16 protein-coding genes are annotated in these 15,906 nt (G+C 70.7%); 7 read left to right on the top strand and 9 right to left on the bottom strand.

The features are described 5' to 3' along the window. Positions 1 to 16 precede the first annotated feature (16 nt). Entirely contained in the window at positions 17 to 1,189 is a 1,173-nt protein-coding gene (locus C4T78_RS07870) for a serine hydrolase domain-containing protein (protein WP_093356395.1), read from the top strand. Here C4T78_RS07870 and C4T78_RS07865 read toward each other — a convergent pair. After that, positions 1,165 to 1,557, bottom strand: coding sequence for a DUF5313 family protein (locus C4T78_RS07865; protein ID WP_093356596.1), 393 nt, complete (start codon positions 1,555 to 1,557; stop codon positions 1,165 to 1,167). The two genes, C4T78_RS07870 and C4T78_RS07865, sit on opposite strands and share 25 nt — an antisense overlap. A 110-nt stretch (positions 1,558 to 1,667) precedes the next feature. Between C4T78_RS07865 and C4T78_RS07860 the strand changes: the two genes are divergently transcribed. Continuing rightward, positions 1,668 to 2,150 (top strand): MarR family winged helix-turn-helix transcriptional regulator, encoded by a 483-nt coding sequence (locus tag C4T78_RS07860; protein WP_093356396.1) that lies wholly within the window; start codon positions 1,668 to 1,670, stop codon positions 2,148 to 2,150. Here the strand turns inward: C4T78_RS07860 and C4T78_RS07855 are convergent. Further along, on the bottom strand, positions 2,137 to 2,343 hold the full coding sequence (locus C4T78_RS07855; RefSeq protein ID WP_093356398.1) for a hypothetical protein: 207 nt from the start codon (positions 2,341 to 2,343) through the stop codon (positions 2,137 to 2,139). The genes C4T78_RS07860 and C4T78_RS07855 overlap by 14 nt on opposite strands. Positions 2,344 to 2,446: 103 nt before the next feature. Here C4T78_RS07855 and C4T78_RS07850 point away from each other — a divergent pair, with 103 nt between their 5' ends. After that, positions 2,447 to 3,649, top strand: a complete 1,203-nt coding sequence (locus C4T78_RS07850) for a dipeptidase (RefSeq protein ID WP_093356399.1) — start codon at positions 2,447 to 2,449, stop codon at positions 3,647 to 3,649. A 220-nt stretch (positions 3,650 to 3,869) separates the two neighbouring features. On the opposite strand, the gene C4T78_RS35960 is transcribed toward C4T78_RS07850, so the two are convergent. Further along, on the bottom strand, positions 3,870 to 4,412 hold the full coding sequence (locus C4T78_RS35960) for a hypothetical protein (protein WP_143185977.1): 543 nt from the start codon (positions 4,410 to 4,412) through the stop codon (positions 3,870 to 3,872). A gap of 534 nt (positions 4,413 to 4,946) precedes the next feature. On the opposite strand from C4T78_RS35960, the gene C4T78_RS07845 reads away from it, so the two are divergent. Together C4T78_RS07845 and C4T78_RS07840 are read left to right on the top strand one after the other, a co-directional pair. Then, the gene (locus C4T78_RS07845) at positions 4,947 to 6,230 is read left to right on the top strand and encodes a M14 family metallopeptidase (RefSeq protein ID WP_093356400.1); all 1,284 of its coding nucleotides are present in this window, start codon (positions 4,947 to 4,949) and stop codon (positions 6,228 to 6,230) included. A 67-nt stretch (positions 6,231 to 6,297) separates the two neighbouring features. Further along, on the top strand, positions 6,298 to 7,041 hold the full coding sequence (locus C4T78_RS07840; protein WP_093356402.1) for an SDR family oxidoreductase: 744 nt from the start codon (positions 6,298 to 6,300) through the stop codon (positions 7,039 to 7,041). Here the strand turns inward: C4T78_RS07840 and C4T78_RS07835 are convergent. From C4T78_RS07835 to selD, 4 genes are all read right to left on the bottom strand, one after another. Next, positions 7,038 to 8,162, bottom strand: coding sequence for an MsnO8 family LLM class oxidoreductase (locus C4T78_RS07835; protein ID WP_093356403.1), 1,125 nt, complete (start codon positions 8,160 to 8,162; stop codon positions 7,038 to 7,040). The genes C4T78_RS07840 and C4T78_RS07835 overlap by 4 nt on opposite strands. A gap of 25 nt (positions 8,163 to 8,187) precedes the next feature. After that, positions 8,188 to 9,555, bottom strand: coding sequence for an NtaA/DmoA family FMN-dependent monooxygenase (locus C4T78_RS07830; protein WP_093356405.1), 1,368 nt, complete (start codon positions 9,553 to 9,555; stop codon positions 8,188 to 8,190). Further along, positions 9,552 to 10,712, bottom strand: a complete 1,161-nt coding sequence (locus tag C4T78_RS07825) for an LLM class flavin-dependent oxidoreductase (protein ID WP_093356597.1) — start codon at positions 10,710 to 10,712, stop codon at positions 9,552 to 9,554. The genes C4T78_RS07830 and C4T78_RS07825 overlap by 4 nt, the downstream gene beginning before the upstream one ends. Positions 10,713 to 10,948: 236 nt before the next feature. Then, positions 10,949 to 11,950 carry a selenide, water dikinase SelD gene (gene selD / locus C4T78_RS07820; RefSeq protein ID WP_093356406.1) on the bottom strand — a complete coding sequence of 334 codons (1,002 nt, stop codon included), beginning with the start codon at positions 11,948 to 11,950 and terminating at the stop codon, positions 10,949 to 10,951. A gap of 53 nt (positions 11,951 to 12,003) precedes the next feature. On the opposite strand from selD, the gene C4T78_RS07815 reads away from it, so the two are divergent. Then, entirely contained in the window at positions 12,004 to 12,792 is a 789-nt protein-coding gene (locus C4T78_RS07815; RefSeq protein ID WP_093356407.1) for an alpha/beta fold hydrolase, read from the top strand. On the opposite strand, the gene C4T78_RS07810 is transcribed toward C4T78_RS07815, so the two are convergent. Further along, complete coding sequence (locus C4T78_RS07810) at positions 12,789 to 13,763, bottom strand: sigma-70 family RNA polymerase sigma factor (protein ID WP_093356409.1); 975 nt, start codon at positions 13,761 to 13,763, stop codon at positions 12,789 to 12,791. The two genes, C4T78_RS07815 and C4T78_RS07810, sit on opposite strands and share 4 nt — an antisense overlap. Before the next feature lie 115 nt (positions 13,764 to 13,878). Then, positions 13,879 to 14,802 (bottom strand): siderophore-interacting protein, encoded by a 924-nt coding sequence (locus tag C4T78_RS07805; protein ID WP_093356411.1) that lies wholly within the window; start codon positions 14,800 to 14,802, stop codon positions 13,879 to 13,881. A 62-nt stretch (positions 14,803 to 14,864) separates the two neighbouring features. Between C4T78_RS07805 and C4T78_RS07800 the strand changes: the two genes are divergently transcribed. Further along, positions 14,865 to 15,869: an ABC transporter substrate-binding protein gene (locus C4T78_RS07800; protein WP_093356412.1), complete on the top strand. Its 1,005-nt coding sequence runs from the start codon at positions 14,865 to 14,867 to the stop codon at positions 15,867 to 15,869. Positions 15,870 to 15,906: the final 37 nt, after the last annotated feature.

The raw sequence follows: 15,906 nt of genomic DNA, 5'->3' as shown, positions 1-15,906 counted from the left end.
GAGTCGAGGAGCGCCGATGTCGACCGAGAACATCCCGCGGGGCACCGTTGCGGCGGGCTACGAGTCCGTTCGCGAGGAGTTCGCCGCCGTCGCCGCGGACCAGGGCGGCGACTACGCGGCCCAGCTGGTCGCCCACGTCGGCGGGCGCCGCGTGGTGGATCTCTGGGTCGGGCCGGAGTTCACCGGCTCGTCGCTGACCGGCGTGTTCTCCTCGACGAAGGGCGCCGCCTACCTGGTCGTCGCCCTGCTCGTGCAGGACGGCGTGCTCGACCTGGACCAGCGGGTGAGCCACTACTGGCCGGAGTTCGGTGCCGAGGGAAAGCAGGACATCACGCTGCGCGATCTGCTCGCGCACCGCGCCGGAGTGGTCGGTGTGGAAGGCGGGTTCTCGCTCGACGAGCTGGCGGATGACCTGGTGATCGCCGAGCGGCTCGCCGCGGCACGCCCGTTCTGGCGACCGGGCACCGCGTTCGGCTACCACGCGCTGGTGATCGGCGCGTTGACCGGCGAACTCGTCCGCCGCACCACCGGCCGGACCCTGCAGGAGGTGTTCGAGGCCCGCGTCCGGGCGCCCTACGCCCTGGACTTCTACCTCGGGCTCCCGGAAGACCTGGAGGACCGGTTCCGGACCACGCTGCCGATGGTGGCGACCCCGGCGCAGCTGGCCGAGCTGGAGGCCGGCGCGACCGCCCCGGACAGCGTGACCGGCATCGCCTACAACCAGCACCACCCGGATGCGCTCGCCGTCGCCGAGCTGCCCAACCAACGAGTGGTGCGGGCCAAGGGCCCGGCTTCGGTCGGCGGCGTCGCCTCCGCCAGAGGTCTCGCGGGCATGTACGCGGCGGCCATCAGCGAGGTCGACGGCCGCGCCCCGCTGCTGAAGCCGGAAACGGCAGCGGCCTTCGCGCAGCTGCACTCGATCGGCTACGACGTCGTTGCCCGCATGCACAAGGCGTTCGGCCTCGGTTTCACGGTGTCGGCCGAGGTCTACCCGGTCCTGGGCCAGGGCGCGTTCGGGCACAGCGGAGCCGCCGGTTCCCAGGCGTTCGCCGACCCGCGCAGCGGGCTCGCCTACGGCTACAACCGCCGCCGCTTCGCGTTCCCCGGTGGCGCTGCCCCGGAGAACGACCGCCTGGTCCGCGCCGTGCACGCCGCGGTGGTCGGTCAGGACTGGGGCGCGTTGCGGTAGATCTCCTCGTAGCGGGAGGTCCGGGCGGCGCGCTGCTCCGCCTTGGCCTCCTCCCGCGTGGCCTTCCCCGCGCCGATCGGATAGCCGTGCTTGTACAGCCGGTACTCGGTGGTGTGCTCCATGTAGGACATCGAGTACCAGATGCCGAGGATGTACCCGCCGAGCACCGCCATGCCGCGGATCCACAGCGGACCGGGCAGCAGCAGGAACAGCAGGCCGGGGGAGAGCTGCACCAGCGTGCGGCTGACGTGCCGCAGCATCCAGGTCCGGCAGGTGATGTCGTGCAGCACCCACTCGCGGTAGCGCTCGGGAAGCCGGCCGCCCAGCGCGTACCAGATCCACTGCAGCGGGTTGGGGCGCGGTGGCATGCTGCCGGTCACGAGTGCTCCCCTTTCTGCTCGGCGGGCGGAACGCCGCCACGCGTTGATTAGTACACTAATTATTAACGCATGTGGGAACGTGGTGGAAGGTGGCCCGGATGAAACCGATCGACCTGGGGGAAGACCCGCTCGCCCTCGACCGCCAGGTGTGCTTCGCGCTGTCGGTGGCATCGCGCAACGTCATCGCCCTCTACCGGCCGCTGCTGGCGCCGATGGGCCTGACCCATCCCCAGTACCTGGTGATGCTCGCGCTGTGGGAGCGCTCACCGCGGTCGGTGAAGGAGCTCTGCGGGGCGCTGCACGCCGAGGCGGCGACGCTGTCCCCGCTGCTCAAGCGGCTTGAAGCGATCGGCTACGTGGTGCGCCCGCGCAGCCGCAGCGACGAGCGGCAGCTCGCGGTCGACCTGACCGACGCCGGGCGGGAGCTGCGCTCGGAAGCCGAGAAGATCCCGTACCGGGTGGTCGAGCTGCTGGGCATGGACCTGGCCGACCTGGAGCGGCTGAACGACGCTCTCGGGCAGGTCATCTCGGCCACCGGGAGAGCTCTCGACGAGCTCGGTGCCGGCGCTACGACCAGCTGACCGGATCGGTCTCCCGGAGGCCGGACAGGCGGGCGACGTGTTGGTCGATCAGCTCGTCCAGCTCGGCCAGGCGCGCGCGCAGCGCCTCGGCGCGCTGGCGGGACGCGCCCGGCAGCTGGGCTGCCAGGTGGCCGTACTCGGCTAGCACGCTGGGCAGGTCGTTGCCGACCTGCTGCCTGGGGATTTCGTCCATTCTCCGATGGTGCGGCCGGTGGCGGGATAAGTCGATTCGATCAGTTCGCCAGACGGGCGGATATCCTCGGCCAGGTGCTGAACTCGCGGATTGAGGTGTTCTGATGACCGACGCGGCCGCCGTGGAGCGGGCCCGAGCGCTGCTCGCCGAGAACCCGGTGCTCGACGGGCACAACGACTTGCCGTGGGCGCTGCGCGAGAAGGTCGGCTACGACCTCGAGCGCTGCGACATCGCCCAGGACCAGTCGGCCCGGCTGCACACCGACCTGGCCAGGCTGCGGGCCGGCGGGGTCGGCGGCCAGTTCTGGTCGGTGTACGTCAAGGCCGAATACCAGGGGGACAAGGCGGTCAGCGCCACCCTCGAGCAGATCGACTGCGTGCACAACCTGATCGCCCGCTACCCGGACGAACTCCAGCTCGCGCGCACCGCGGATGAGGTGGAGGCGGCCAGGGCCGGTGGCCGGATCGCCTCGCTGCTGGGTGCGGAGGGCGGACACTCGATCAACTGCTCGCTGGCGACCTTGCGCGCGCTGCACCAGCTGGGTGTCCGGTACATGACGCTCACCCACAACGACAACGTGCCGTGGGCGGACTCGGCGACCGATGAACCCGCCGCGAACGGCCTGACGGCCTTCGGCGTCGAGGTGGTGCGCGAGATGAACCGGATGGGCATGCTGGTCGACCTCTCGCACGTCGCCCCGAGCACCATGCGCGACGCGCTGCGGGCCAGTCGCGCGCCGGTGATCTTCTCGCACTCCTCGTCTCGGGAGGTCTGCGACCACCCGCGCAACATCCCCGACGACGTGCTGGCCGCGCTGGCCGCCAACGGCGGGGTGGCGATGGCGACCTTCGTGCCGAAGTTCGTCCTGCCCGCGGCGGTCGAGTGGACCAAGGCGGCCGAGGACGCCCTCCGCGAGCGCGGCTTCGATCCGCTGGCCACCTCGTCGGAGGCGAAGGCGGTGCTGCAGGCCTACGAGGAGGCCAACCCGAAGCCGGTCGCGACGGTGCCGACGGTGGCGGACCACCTGGACCACATGCGGGAGGTCGCGGGCGTCGACCACATCGGGATCGGTGGCGACTACGACGGCGTCGCCTTCACCCCGGAGGGCTTGGAAGACGTCGCGAGCTACCCGAACCTGATCGCGGAGCTGCTCGAGCGCGGTTGGTCGGAGACCGATCTGGGCAAGCTGACCTGGCGCAACGCGGTGCGGGTGCTCCGGGATGCGGAGGCTGTGGCTCGGGACCTGCAACGCACGGAAGGGCCGTCGATCGCGACGATCGAGCAGCTCGACGGGGCTGGGGCGTAGTCCAGCGGGTTCGGCCGAGCTTCTGCGTTCGCCCGGGCCCTGTTCGCATCACGCTTCTTGTCCGTGGGCTCCCTGACAGGTGGATCATCAGGGAGCCCACGGATCTTGGGGGCGCCTTTGATTTCCGCTCTTGTGTTTTCAAGGTGCGCGTTTCTGATGTTGTCGCGTTGTGGTGCTCATACCCGTGGTTCGGGTGATCGTCGGAGCTGTGGTCCGGATGTCAGCCCGGCCTGGTGGCCGCCTCTTCGGGGTCGGCAGGCCCGCATCCGGGCCGCAGCCCCGTTTGGCTTGATGTCACGGGGATGACCCGGTACGGAACGACCTCTGTTTGCGGACGGCGTATCGCGGAGTGCGGGTGGCCGGGACCGCTGCAGGTTGAGTGGTGGGTTGGTCTGTCACCGGCAGGTGGTGAGCGAAGGTGCGGATGGTTTGAGTCTGGGTGGTGGGCTGGTTCGTCATCGGTGGACTCCCTTTCTTCGTTGGGCAGGGTCTTCAACCACACCTGCGTCGAGCGTGCGCCACAGGCGGTGTGCAGGCGGCGGCGGTGGGCTTCGGCGATCAGCCGGAGCTGCTGCATGCGGGCCTGGCGGATCTGCTGTTCCACCTCCCCGATCCGGGAGGTGAGTTCCTCATCGGAAAGGGAGTGCACCGCAGACGGCCACACCCCACCCGGCGCGGGCACATCCCACGCGGGCAAGGCGGACACGACCACACCCGCGCCAGCGGCGGGCGTCGCGTCCTGGGAAGCCATCAGCGGTGTCATGCATCAAATTCTCCCAAGGATCGAACGTGGTTTCGAGCGAATAACCGTCCCACAATCAGGTGATCGCAACACCCACCGAACACGAAACCCCTTACACCGCAACGCAATCTCTCAAACTATATGGGTGAGTGCTCGGCGTGTCGTTGGCCTTCGCTCGGGGTGAAACGTGAATCCTCTGAATGTCCTAATAGGACTAGGTGGGCCGCTTCGGCGACGGCTAGCCCCGGCCGGTTGGTAGTCGGGGGCGGAAGTTGAAACCGCCACACAACAAGCAAAGCCCAACCGCCAGCAATACGGCACAAACCAGCGAGGCACCGCCCAGGCGAACCACAACCCCCCAGCGACCACGAACCCCGCGACCCCGCTTCAAGAAACCCGAACACCGTGACGCCCGGGCGAACCACGGATCGTTCCCGTTTTACCTCGGCCAACTGGGAACCAGCGCCAGCCGAAATGCCACTTTCGCTGGTGGCGGCCGGTGTGGTCGTCCGCCAGATTCGGAATCCCCACGACCGCTGATCGATCGGAGTTCCGATGTTCAGTTCACGGCGCACCGCAGTGACGATTGCGGCCGCTGCTTTTCTCCTGCTGCCCGTCGCCCAAGCCGGTGTTTCGGCCGCGACCGATGATCCGGTGGCTGCTCCGGTGGCGGATGCGGGTGGTACCGCGGTCTACACCGTGCCGGACACCGACAGCCGCAGCAGGACCGAGATCAACAGCAGTGGCGCGCAGGTCCTGTCCGTCACCGGGAACACGGCGACCGTCGAGGCCACCCCGGAGCAGGCCGAGCGGCTGCGCGCCGGCGGGTTCGCGCTGCAGGCGCAGCAGGACGTCGTCAGCGCTCTCCAGAAGCTCAACCTCGACCGGGAGGCAGGTCCGGGCAGGACCGCCTTCCCGCCGGATGACCAGGGGTACCACGACTTCGACGAGGTCAACCAGGTCCTCGACCAGGCCGTCGCCGATCACGGTGACATCGCCGCGAAGTCCAGCGTCGGCAAGTCCTTCGAAGGACGCGACATCCCGATGTTGAAGATCAGCGGGAACGTCGCGGCGGACGAGGCCGAGCCGGAGGTGCTGTTCAGCTGCAACCAGCACGCGCGGGAGCACCTGACCACCGAGATGTGCCTGCGCATCATCAACCGGTTCACCGACGGCTACGCGACCGACCCGGCCATCAAGGAGGTCGTCGACAGCCGCGAGATCTGGATCGTGCCGGTCTCCAACCCGGACGGCTCGATCTACGACGTCGCATCCGGTCAGTACCAGGGCTGGCGGAAGAACCGGCAGGGCAGCGGTACCGACACCAACCGCAACTGGGACTACCAGTGGGGCTGCTGCGGCGGTTCCAGCGGCAACCCGGCTTCCGAGACCTACCGCGGCACCGCGCCGTTCTCGGCGCCGGAGCCCAGCGCGCTGGCTCGGTTCGTCGACTCGCGCGTGGTCGACGGTGCGCAGCAGATCAAGGCGCACATCGACTTCCACACCTTCTCGGAACTCGTCCTGTGGCCCTACGGCTACACCTACGCCGACGTGGCCGAGGGCATGACCAGGGAGGAGTACGACCGGTTCGCCCGGGTCGGCACCGAGATGGCCCGGACCAACGGCTACACCCCGCAGCAGTCCAGCGACCTCTACGTCACCGACGGCAGCGTCAACGACTGGATGTGGGGCAAGCACAAGATCCTGTCCTTCACCTTCGAGATGTACCCCTCCAGCGGCGGCATCGACGGCTTCTACCCGCCCGACGAGGTGATCGAGCGGGAGACCCAGCGCAACGACGCGGCAGTCGACATCCTGCTGCGCGAAGCCGGGGCCTGACCGGTGGGTCGGCGGCCCGCTCGGGTATCAATGAGCGGGCCGCCGACATCCACGACCGGGAGGGCAGATGAGCGAGATGCGAGTAGCGGTGGTGACCGGCGCGGGCTCCGGCGTGGGCCGGGAGATCGCGCGGGCGCTGCTCGACGCCGGGTACCGGGTGGCACTGGCCGGACGGCGCCTCGAACCGCTGCAGGAGACCGCGCAGGGCTCCGCAGCGGCCTTGGCAGTGCCCACCGACGTGAGTGATCCCGACTCGGTCGCCGCGCTGTTCGACGGCGTGCGCGACGAGTGGGGCCGGGTGGACCTGCTGGTCAACAACGCGGGTACCTTCGGTGCCGCCGGGTCCGTCGGTGAGCTCTCCAGCGCCGACTGGCAGGACGTCGTGCAGGTCAACCTGACCGGGTCGTTCCTCTGCGCCCAGCACGCCTTCCGCATCATGCAGGAGCAGCAGCCGCGCGGCGGGCGGATCATCAACAACGGTTCGATCTCCGCGCACAGCCCGCGGCCGCGCAGCGTCGCCTACACCGCGACCAAGCACGCGATCACCGGGCTGACCAAGTCGATCTCGCTGGACGGCCGCGCGTACGACATCGCCTGCGGCCAGATCGACATCGGCAACGCCGCCACCGAGATGACCTCCGGGATCGCCACCGGTGCGGCCCAGGCGGACGGCACGATCCGCCCGGAGCCGACCTTCGACGTCCGGCACGTCGCCGAAGCGGTGCTCTACATGGCCGGGCTACCGCTGTCGGCGAACGTCCAGTTCCTGACCATCACGGCGACCGCGATGCCGTTCATCGGTCGCGGCTAGGCGGCCTGCCACGCCTTGGCCAGCAGCTCGTAGGAGCGCACGCGATCGGTGTGGTCGTGGGTGATCGTGGTGATCACGAGCTCGTCCGCGCCGGTGGCCTCGCGCAGGGTCGTCAGGCCGCGCACGACGACGTCCGGAGTGCCCACGAACTGCGTGTCCACCCGGTCGGCGACCAGTTCCCGCTGCTGGTCGCTCCACTGGAACGCGGCGGCTTCCGCCGGGCTGGGGAACGGGATCGCGCCCGCCCCGGCGCGGATGCTGTGCACCCACGGCGCGTAGGGAGCGGCCAGTTCGCGGGCGGCCTCCCCGGAGTCGGCGACCACCACGTCCGCCGAGACCACCACGTACGGCCGCTTCAGCCTGGTCGACGCGATGAAGTCGCGTCGGTACGCCGCCACCGATTCCAGCACCGTCGACGGGCTGACGTGGTAGTTCGCCGCGAACGGCAGTCCCAGCGCACCGGCGGTCGCCGAGCTCTCGCCGGCGCTGGAACCCAGGACCCACACGTCCAGGTCCGCGCCTTCCGCTGGATTGGCGTGCAGCGGTTCGCCCGCGCTGTCGCGGAAACCACCGGTGAGGTACTGCAGGATCTGGCCGACCTGCGTCCGGTAGTCCAGCGCCTCCGCCGGGCTGCCGACCAGCCGCTGCTGCTCGGCGATGCGCGACAGCAGCCGCTCGGACTTGGCCAGGCCCTTCGGCTTCGACGGGATCAGCAGCCCGTCCACGACCTGCGAGGGCGCGTCGGTGCCTTCGGCGAAGCGGCGCGCCAGGTCCCCCGAGCGGTTCGGTGCGGACCGGCCGAGGCCGAGATCCACCCGGTCCGGGTGCAGCTGGGCGATGGTGCCGAACTGCTCGGCCACCACCAGCGGCGAGTGCTGGCCCAGCAGCACCGCCGCCGAGCCGACCCGGATCCGGCCGGTCGCTCCGGCGATCAGCGCGATCAGCACCGCTGGTGCCGAGGAGGCCACGCCCGGCGTGAGGTGGTGCTCGGCGACCCAGTAGCGCTGGTAGCCGAGCTGCTCGGCGCGGCGGGCGAGATCGATGGTGTTGTGCAGTGCGTCCGCGGCGCCGCTCCCGGAGGAGATCGGTGCGAGGTCGAGGATCGAGAGCGGGACGGGCATCAGTGCGACCTCCGATCGGACCGGCTCATGAGGCGTTCCTGCTGCTGCGCCGCGGATTCCGCAGCGGTGGGAGACCGAGGTTGTCGCGCAACGTCCCGCCCGGGTATTCCGTGCGGTACGCGCCGCGTTCCTGCAGCAGCGGCACCACCGCGTCCGCGAACTCGTCGAGGCCGCCCGGGGTGAGGTGCGGGACGAGGATGAAACCGTCGCAGGCGTCCTCCTGCACGAACCTGTTCATCTCCGCCGCCACGCTCGATGCGGTGCCGATGAACGACTGGCGGGCGGTCACCTCGATGATCAGCTCGCGGATGGACAGCTGCTTGGCCTCGGCCAGCTCGCGCCACTGACGTGCCGTGGCGACCGGGTCCCGGTGCCTGCGCACGCTGGCGCGCCCCTTGGCGATGGTGTTCTCGCCGGGCTCCGGGTCGAAATCCGGCAGCGGGCCGTCGGGATCCAGCGCGCTGAGGTCGCGGTTCCAGAGCTGCTCCAGGAACCGGATCGCGGTCTGCCCGCTGACCTGCTGCTGGCGGATGTGCGCCGCGCGCTCGTGGGCTTCCGCGTCGGTGTCGCCGAGGACCACCGTCGTCGCCGGGAAAACCAGCAGTTCCTCGCGCGACCGGCCGTGCCCCGGCAGCCTGCGCTTGACGTCGGCGTAGAAGTCCTTGCCCGCCTGGAGGGTTCCGTGCCCGGTGAAGATCGCGTCGGCTGCGGAGGCGGCGAACTCCCGCCCGGCGTCGGAATCCCCGGCCTGGAAGATCACCGGTCTGCCCTGCGGGCTGCGCGGCACGTTGAACCGGCCCGCGATGTCGAAGTGCGCGTCCCGGTGCGCGAACGAGCCGGCCAGCGCATCGGTGAGGAAGACACCGGCCTCCTTGTCGGCGACGATCTCGTCACCGCGCCAGGAGTCGAACAGCTCCCACGCGGTGCGCAGGAACCGCTCGGCGCGCTCGTAGCGCTGGTCCTCGGGCAGGAAGCCGCCGCGCCGGAAGTTCTCGCCGGTGAACGCGTCCCAGGAGGTCACCACGTTCCAGGCGGCCCGGCCGCCGGAGAGGTGGTCGAGGCTGGCGAACTGCCGCGCCACCTCGTAGGGCTCGTTGAACGTCGAGTTGATGGTGCCCGCCAGCCCGAGGTGCTCGGTGACCGCGGCGAGCCCGGCCAGCACGGTGAAGGTGTCCGGCCGTCCCACCACGTCCAGGTCGTAGATCTCGCCGCCCTGCTCGCGCAGCCGCAAACCCTCGGCCAGGAACAGGAAGTCGAACTTGGCGCGCTCGGCGGTGCGGGCGAGGTGCTCGAACGAGGAGAACTCGATCTGGCTCAACGATCGCGGATCGCTCCACACCGTGGTGTTGTTGACCCCGGGGAAGTGGGCGGCGAGGTGGATCTGCTTGCTCACGGACGTCCTCCGGATGTCGTGGCGTAGCGGCTGGCGGGGCGGGGCAGTCCCAGCCGCCCGCGCAGCGAACCGGTGTCGTAGGAGGTGCGGAAGAGCCCGCGCCGCTGCAGCTCCGGCACGAGTTGGCGGGTGATCGCGGTCAGGTCCTCCGGGATCGCGCCCGGCCGCAACCGGAAGCCGGTGAGCCCTGCCGCCGACCAGGTCTGCAACCGGTCGGCGAGCTCGGCGGCGGTGCCGGTGAAGACCGGGGCGTCCGATGTGTGCTCCGCGCCGTCGAGCTCGTCCAGCCGCGCTTTCCGCTCGGTGGCGTCGGCGCCGAGGAACACCACGATGTCGCCGAAGACGTGCAGCCGGTCCTGCTCGCGGCCGGCTTCGGCCTGTTCGGCGCGGATGCGGGATTCGACGAGCCGCACCTGCTCGACGTCGTAGGGCGTGGTGAACACGACGTCGGCGGCACGCGCGGCGAAGCGGTGCCCGGCCGAGTCGGTGGCCAGCGCGGTGACCAGCGGCTGTCCCTGCGGTGGTCGGGGAGTGATGGACGGCCCCTTGACGTCGAACCACTTCCCGGCGAAGTCGATGTAGTGCAGCTTGTCGCGGTCGATGAACCGGCCGGTCGCCACGTCGCGGATCTCCGCGTCGTCCTCCCAGCTGTCCCACAGCCTGCGCACCACTTCGACGTGGTCGGCGGCCTCGTCGAGCAGCTCGGCGGTGCGCACTTCGCGGCGGCCGAAGTGCGCTGCCTCGCTGCGCAGCCCGGACACCTTCGGCTGCCACCCCGCTCGTCCGGTGCTGATGTAGTCGAGGCTGGCGACGGCCTTGGAGATGTGGAACGGCTCGGTGTGGGTGACCACGACGCCGGGCACGAGGCCGATGCGCCGGGTCCGCGGCGCCACGCGGGCGGCGATCAGGTTCGCGTCGAGCCGTCCGCGCACCTGGTCGGTGCGGTCGTCGGGCCCGTCGTCGCGGCTGGACTGCGGTCCCAGGGCGTCTTCGAAGGTGATGAGGTCCAGCAGTCCGCGCTCGGCTTCCAGCGCGAGATCGACCCAGTACCGGGCGCTGAACAGCTCGGCGGGCCGGGCTTGCGGCCGCCGCCAGGCGGCCGGGTGCCAGCCGGCGCCGTCGAGAGCTACCGCGAGGTGCAGTTCGGGTGGTGCCATCTGCAGGTCGTCCTTCCTGCGGGCGTGGGCCACCGCGGACGTCATTCGTCCACAGTGGAAAGAAGGAATGAGGTGCGCGCCGTCAGCGCCGCGGACAGGCGGCGGAGATGATCCGGAGGAGGTCCACGTGGTCCCTGGTGACCAGCTGCACCGGATGCGCCATGCCGTGAACGCTAGAACCGGAAACGCCGCAACGTCAACGAAACCGCTGCGGTGCCCACGATGTGGGCAGCGGCTCAGCGCAGCGCGAGCACAGCACCGGAGGCGGGCAGCACCCGGCCGATCACCGGCGCACCGGGAATCTCGCCGACCACCAGCAGCCCGCCCGAGGTCTGCGCGTCGGCGAGCAGCAGCTGGTCCTCCTCCGGCACCTGCCCCGCGTCCAGGTGCGGACGCACCCAGTCCAGGTTCCGCCGCGTCCCGCCGCTGACGAAACCGGCGCGCACCGCCTCGCGCGCGCCGTCGAGGTAGGGCACCGCGGCGACGTCGATCTCAGCGGAGGTCCCCGAAGCGCGCATCATCTTGAACAGGTGGCCGAGCAGTCCGAACCCGGTGACGTCGGTGGCGCACACCGCGCCTGCCCGCAGCGCTGCGGACGCCGCCTCCCGGTTGAGCGTCGTCATCGCTTCGATCGCTTGCGGAAAGCGTTGCCCGGTGCGCTTGTGCCGCGTGTTGAGCACGCCGATGCCCAGCGGTTTGGTCAACGAGAGCGGCTGGCCGGGGCGGGCCGTGTCGTTGCGCAGCAAGCGGTCCGGGTCGACCAGACCGGTCACCGCCAGGCCGTACTTGGGCTCGGGGTCGTCGATGCTGTGCCCGCCGCCGAGGTGGCAACCGGCCGCGGCGGCGACCTCGGCACCGCCCCGCAGCACCTCGGCGGCCAGCTCGAACGGCAGGACCTCGCGGGGCCAGCCGAGCAGGTTCACCGCGACGATCGGGGTGCCGCCCATCGCGTACACATCGGACAACGCGTTGGCCGCCGCGATGCGTCCCCAGTCGTGCGGATCATCGACCACCGGGGTGAAGAAGTCAGTGGTGGCCACGATTCCGGGCCCACCGTCGGCGCGCACGACCGCAGCGTCGTCGCCGGTTTCCATGCCGACCAGCAGCCGCGCGCCGGGCCGGGCAACGGCGGTCGCCAGGCCGCCCAGCACGGCTTCCAGTTCACCGGGCGGGATCTTGCACGCGCACCCGCCGCCGTGCGCGTACTGGGTCAGGCGAATCGGCTCCGATCCCGTCATACCGGGATTAGAGCATCTCGGGCCGCCGAGCACAGCGCATTAGGATGGTGCGCGTGCCGTTCGTGAAAAGCGCTGACCAAGCCGAGATCTACTACGAAACGCACGGCAGCGGGGAACCGCTGGTGCTGCTCAGCGGGCAGGCCAACACCCACCACTGGTGGGACAACGTGCGTGCCGACTTCGAGGCGGATCACCAGGTGATCCTGCTGGACTACCTGGGCACCGGGCAGAGCGGCAAGCCGGCCGACGCCGAGTACAGCGTCCGCCGCTTCGCCACCGACGTGATCTGCGTCCTCGACGAGCTCGGCATCGCCCGCGCGCACGTGTACGGGACTTCGATGGGCGGCAAGGTCGCCCAGTGGCTGGCCATCGACTACGCCGACCACGTCGGCGCACTGGTCCTGGGCTGCACCTCCGTCGGCGGCGTGCACGGCCTGCGCCCCGCTCCGGAGATCACCCGCGCGCTGGCGCAGCCGTCGGCGCAAGCCGCCCGCGACGTCCTGATCGACCTGATGTACAGCCCGGAGTGGGTGCGCGAGCACCCCGGCCCGCACGTCACCCTGGGCGGCCCGATGCCCGGTCACGCCCGCCGCGCGCACCTGCGAGCCAGCAACCACCACGACAGCTGGGCGGTGCTCGACCAGATCACCGCACCGACGCTGGTGCTGCACGGCACCGACGACGTGTTCAGCCCGGTGGACAACGCGGCGATCCTCGCCGACCGCATCCCCGGCGCCGAAGTGCACTACCTGGCCGGGGCGCGGCACGCCTACTTCGAGGAGAAGCGCGCGGAGGCATCAGGTGCGGTGCTCGGTTTCCTGGCCGCGCACCCGCTCGGCTAGTCGCGCGGTTCCGGGTAGGTGGCGGGCAGGCCGAAGGCGGGGAAGAGGCTGAGGTCGAAGAAGACCACCGCGTGCCCGACCGCGTCGCCCTCCAGCTCCAGCACCTGCAGCTGAAACGGCCGGAAGACCCCGTCGGCCCCGCGCAGGTAGACCCCGAACGCGGCCTGGCCGTTGGCCCGGGTGGCCAGCAGCCGCATGTCGTCCGGCCCCGCCGGGCAGTTGAGCTCGATCAGCCGACCGATCTGCTCCGGGCCGCGCACCCAGGTGGTGAACGGCGGCATCTCCCAGATCGCTTCGGCGGTGAACAGCTGAACGATGGCGCTGATGTCCTTGGCCTCGAACGCGGCGACGTAGCGGTCCAGCAGCTGCTGCTGGGCGGTGGTCAGCGGTGCGGGCCGGTCGTCCTGCGAGGGCCTGACCTCGGCGAGCTGAGCCCGGGCGCGCTGCAGGATGCTGTTGACCGCTGCCGTGCTGGTGCCGAGCACTTCGGCGACCTCGGCGGCCTTCCACCTGAACACCTCGCGCAGGAGCAGCACCGCGCGCTGCCGGGCGGGCAGGTGCTGGAGAGCGGCGACGAAGGCCAGCCGGGTCGTCTCGCGGGCGCTGACGACAGAGGCCGGATCGGTCGGGTCGTCCACCAGCGCCGAGTCCGGGATCGGCTCCAGCCACGGGATCTCCGGCCGTTCGACCAGCTCGTCGCCGGGCATCTCGCTGGGCCCGCCGAGGCCGGTCGGCAGCGGGCGGCGCTTGCGGTTCTCCAGCGCGGTGAGGCACGCGGTCGTGGCGATCTTGTACAGCCAGGTGCGCAGCGAGCTGCGTCCTTCGAACCGGTCGTAGGCCCGCCAGGCGCGCAGGTAGGTCTCCTGCACCAGGTCTTCCGCGTCGTGCAGCGAGCCGAGCATGCGGTAGCAGTGCGCCAGCAGCTCCCGCCGGTACGGGTCGGTCGCGGTGGCGAAATCTTCGAGGACCATCGTGGCGCCCAAGAGATCCCCCTTTCGGCTGCTCCTGTTGCGACTTCAGGATGCCACCGGCGCTGATGCCGGCGGAGTCACTGGAACAGTACGGGGGAGCACCGACAGTAGTGGGTCAGCTGCGGCCCTCGCGCCAGTAGCCCATGAACGCCACGGAGTGCTTCGGGACGCCGTAATCGCTGACCAGCATGCGGCGCAGCCGCTTGATCACGCCCGCCTCGCCTGCCAGCCAGCCGTAGAGGCGGCTCGGCGAGGTGTTCTCGGCGGGCACCTCCCACAGCGGCTCGGTGTCCACGTCGATGTCGTCGAGCTCGGCGGTGCCGGAGGCCGATCGCGGGTGCAGCTCGGCCAGCGCGGCGGCGACGCCCTCTTCCAGCAGCTTGCCGTGCGGCGCGCCCGCGCAGCGGGAGAACCACCGCACCTCGACCCCGGCGGGCACCCGCCAGTTCTGGCGGTCGAGCTCTTCGGGCACCTCGAGGCAGACCACACCGCGAGCGCAGGGCGGCAGGCTCTCGACGATCGAGGCGACCGCGGGCACGGCCGTCTCGTCACCGGCCAGCACGAGGTGGCTGGCCGACTCCGGCGGCGCCCACTCGCAGCCCCACGGACGCCCGCGACCGGGGCGGTCGGGGCCGAGCAGCCCGATCTGCTGGCCGGGGCGGGCGGTGGAGGCCCAGTTGGAGGCGGGGCCGCCGTGGCCCTCGGCGCTGCCGTGCAGCACGAAGTCGACGTCGAGCTCGGCGGTGTCCGGGCGGAACGCGCGGACGGTGTAGGTGCGCAGCGTGGGGCGGATCTCTTCGGGCTGCGCCAGCCACCGCCGGTACCAGTCCGGGCCGTCCGGGAAGTCGGCGAGGGTGCGGCCGGGTTGCGGCAGCACCAGCTTGATCCGCTGGTCGTCGCCACCGGCGCCGAAGCCGCGCAGGCAACCGGCGCTGAAGGTGACCCGGACGAAGCTGGGCCCGAGCCGCTGGACCCGCGCCACCTCGACCGGGAACAGCCGGTAGTCCGGCCGGTGCTGGACGGTCTGCGTACCTGCCATCCGAAAACCTCCCGAGATCAGCTGCTAGGTTAGCCTAGCCTTACAGAAATGGGGAGGTTGGTGTGCGTCACAAGATCCGAGCCGCAGCCGCGTCGTTGGTGGCCGTCGGCGTGTTGGCGGGGTGCGGTGCGCCCGCGCCGGAAGGCCGGGGGGAGGGCGGCTGGTCCTACACCGATGACCGCGGTGTCGTGGTGAACGCCGAGCACCGCCCGGAGCGGATCGTCGCGCAGGTCTCGGCGGCCGGCGCGCTCAAGGACTTCGGCGTGTCGATCGCGGGCACCTTCGGCCCGCTGGTGCGCGATGACGGTTCGACCGAACCGGAGGCGGGCAGCATCGACCCGGCCCAGGTCACCGACGTGACCGGCCCCGGTTACGGCGAGGTGAACCTGGAGCGCCTGACCTCGTTGCAGCCCGACCTGCTGGTCAGCGGCAAGTACGCGGAGTTCCCTGGCCTCTGGCACCTGGTGGAGGACCAGGAGGAGGCGGTCAAGCGGATCGTGCCGACGGTCGGCGTGCAGCAGTCCGGCATCGCGCTGCCCGAAGCGATCGGCAAGTACAAGGAGCTGGCCCGCGCGCTGGGCGCCGATGTCGACTCGGCGAAGGTCAAGGCCGACGAGGAGGCCTTCCACGCCGCCGCCCAGCGGCTGCGCGACATCGGGGCGCGGATGCGCGGCGAGGGCAAGTCGATCCTGGCCGTGGGCGGCACGAAGGAGGAGTACTTCGTGGTGGTGCCCGCGCGCAATCCCGACCTCGACTTCTACGTCAAGGAACTGGGCCTGCCGATCACCACGCCGAACAACCCGGACGTCGCGGGCGGTGGCTACTTCGAGCGGTTGTCCTGGGAGAAGGCCAACGCCTACCCCGGCGACGTGCTGCTGTGGGACGCCCGGCCGGCGTCGATGAAGCCGGAGCAGATGAAGCAGAACCCGGTCTTCGCCGCGCACCCGGCCGCCGCCGCGGACCGCTTCGTCGAGTGGGACGCGGTCGCGCCGATGAGCTACGCCAGCTACGCGAAGATCATGAACAAGCTCGCCGACCAGCTGGAGGCGAGCCTGGCGCGGGCCTGACCCGCACGCCGAAGAGCTCCCCTGCCGACCCGGTTGG

It is taken from the genome of Saccharopolyspora kobensis, from assembly GCF_900108315.1.
GTDB lineage: Bacteria > Actinomycetota > Actinomycetes > Mycobacteriales > Pseudonocardiaceae > Saccharopolyspora > Saccharopolyspora kobensis.
This window is presented reverse-complemented; position numbering and strand designations above follow the sequence as displayed.

Excerpts from the sequence above, each read along its gene's own strand:
- C4T78_RS07845 (WP_093356400.1), top strand. The coding sequence starts at position 4,947 with ATGTTCAGTTCACGGCGCACCGCAGTGACGATTGCGGCCGCTGCTTTT.
- C4T78_RS07855 (WP_093356398.1), bottom strand. The coding sequence starts at position 2,343 with ATGGACGAAATCCCCAGGCAGCAGGTCGGCAACGACCTGCCCAGCGTG.
- C4T78_RS07850 (WP_093356399.1), top strand. The coding sequence starts at position 2,447 with ATGACCGACGCGGCCGCCGTGGAGCGGGCCCGAGCGCTGCTCGCCGAG.
- C4T78_RS35960 (WP_143185977.1), bottom strand. The coding sequence starts at position 4,412 with ATGACACCGCTGATGGCTTCCCAGGACGCGACGCCCGCCGCTGGCGCG.
- C4T78_RS07860 (WP_093356396.1), top strand. The coding sequence starts at position 1,668 with ATGAAACCGATCGACCTGGGGGAAGACCCGCTCGCCCTCGACCGCCAG.
- C4T78_RS07825 (WP_093356597.1), bottom strand. The coding sequence starts at position 10,712 with ATGGCACCACCCGAACTGCACCTCGCGGTAGCTCTCGACGGCGCCGGC.
- C4T78_RS07840 (WP_093356402.1), top strand. The coding sequence starts at position 6,298 with ATGAGCGAGATGCGAGTAGCGGTGGTGACCGGCGCGGGCTCCGGCGTG.
- C4T78_RS07870 (WP_093356395.1), top strand. The coding sequence starts at position 17 with ATGTCGACCGAGAACATCCCGCGGGGCACCGTTGCGGCGGGCTACGAG.
- C4T78_RS07805 (WP_093356411.1), bottom strand. The coding sequence starts at position 14,802 with ATGGCAGGTACGCAGACCGTCCAGCACCGGCCGGACTACCGGCTGTTC.
- C4T78_RS07810 (WP_093356409.1), bottom strand. The coding sequence starts at position 13,763 with ATGGTCCTCGAAGATTTCGCCACCGCGACCGACCCGTACCGGCGGGAG.
- selD (WP_093356406.1), bottom strand. The coding sequence starts at position 11,950 with ATGACGGGATCGGAGCCGATTCGCCTGACCCAGTACGCGCACGGCGGC.
- C4T78_RS07865 (WP_093356596.1), bottom strand. The coding sequence starts at position 1,557 with ATGCCACCGCGCCCCAACCCGCTGCAGTGGATCTGGTACGCGCTGGGC.
- C4T78_RS07835 (WP_093356403.1), bottom strand. The coding sequence starts at position 8,162 with ATGCCCGTCCCGCTCTCGATCCTCGACCTCGCACCGATCTCCTCCGGG.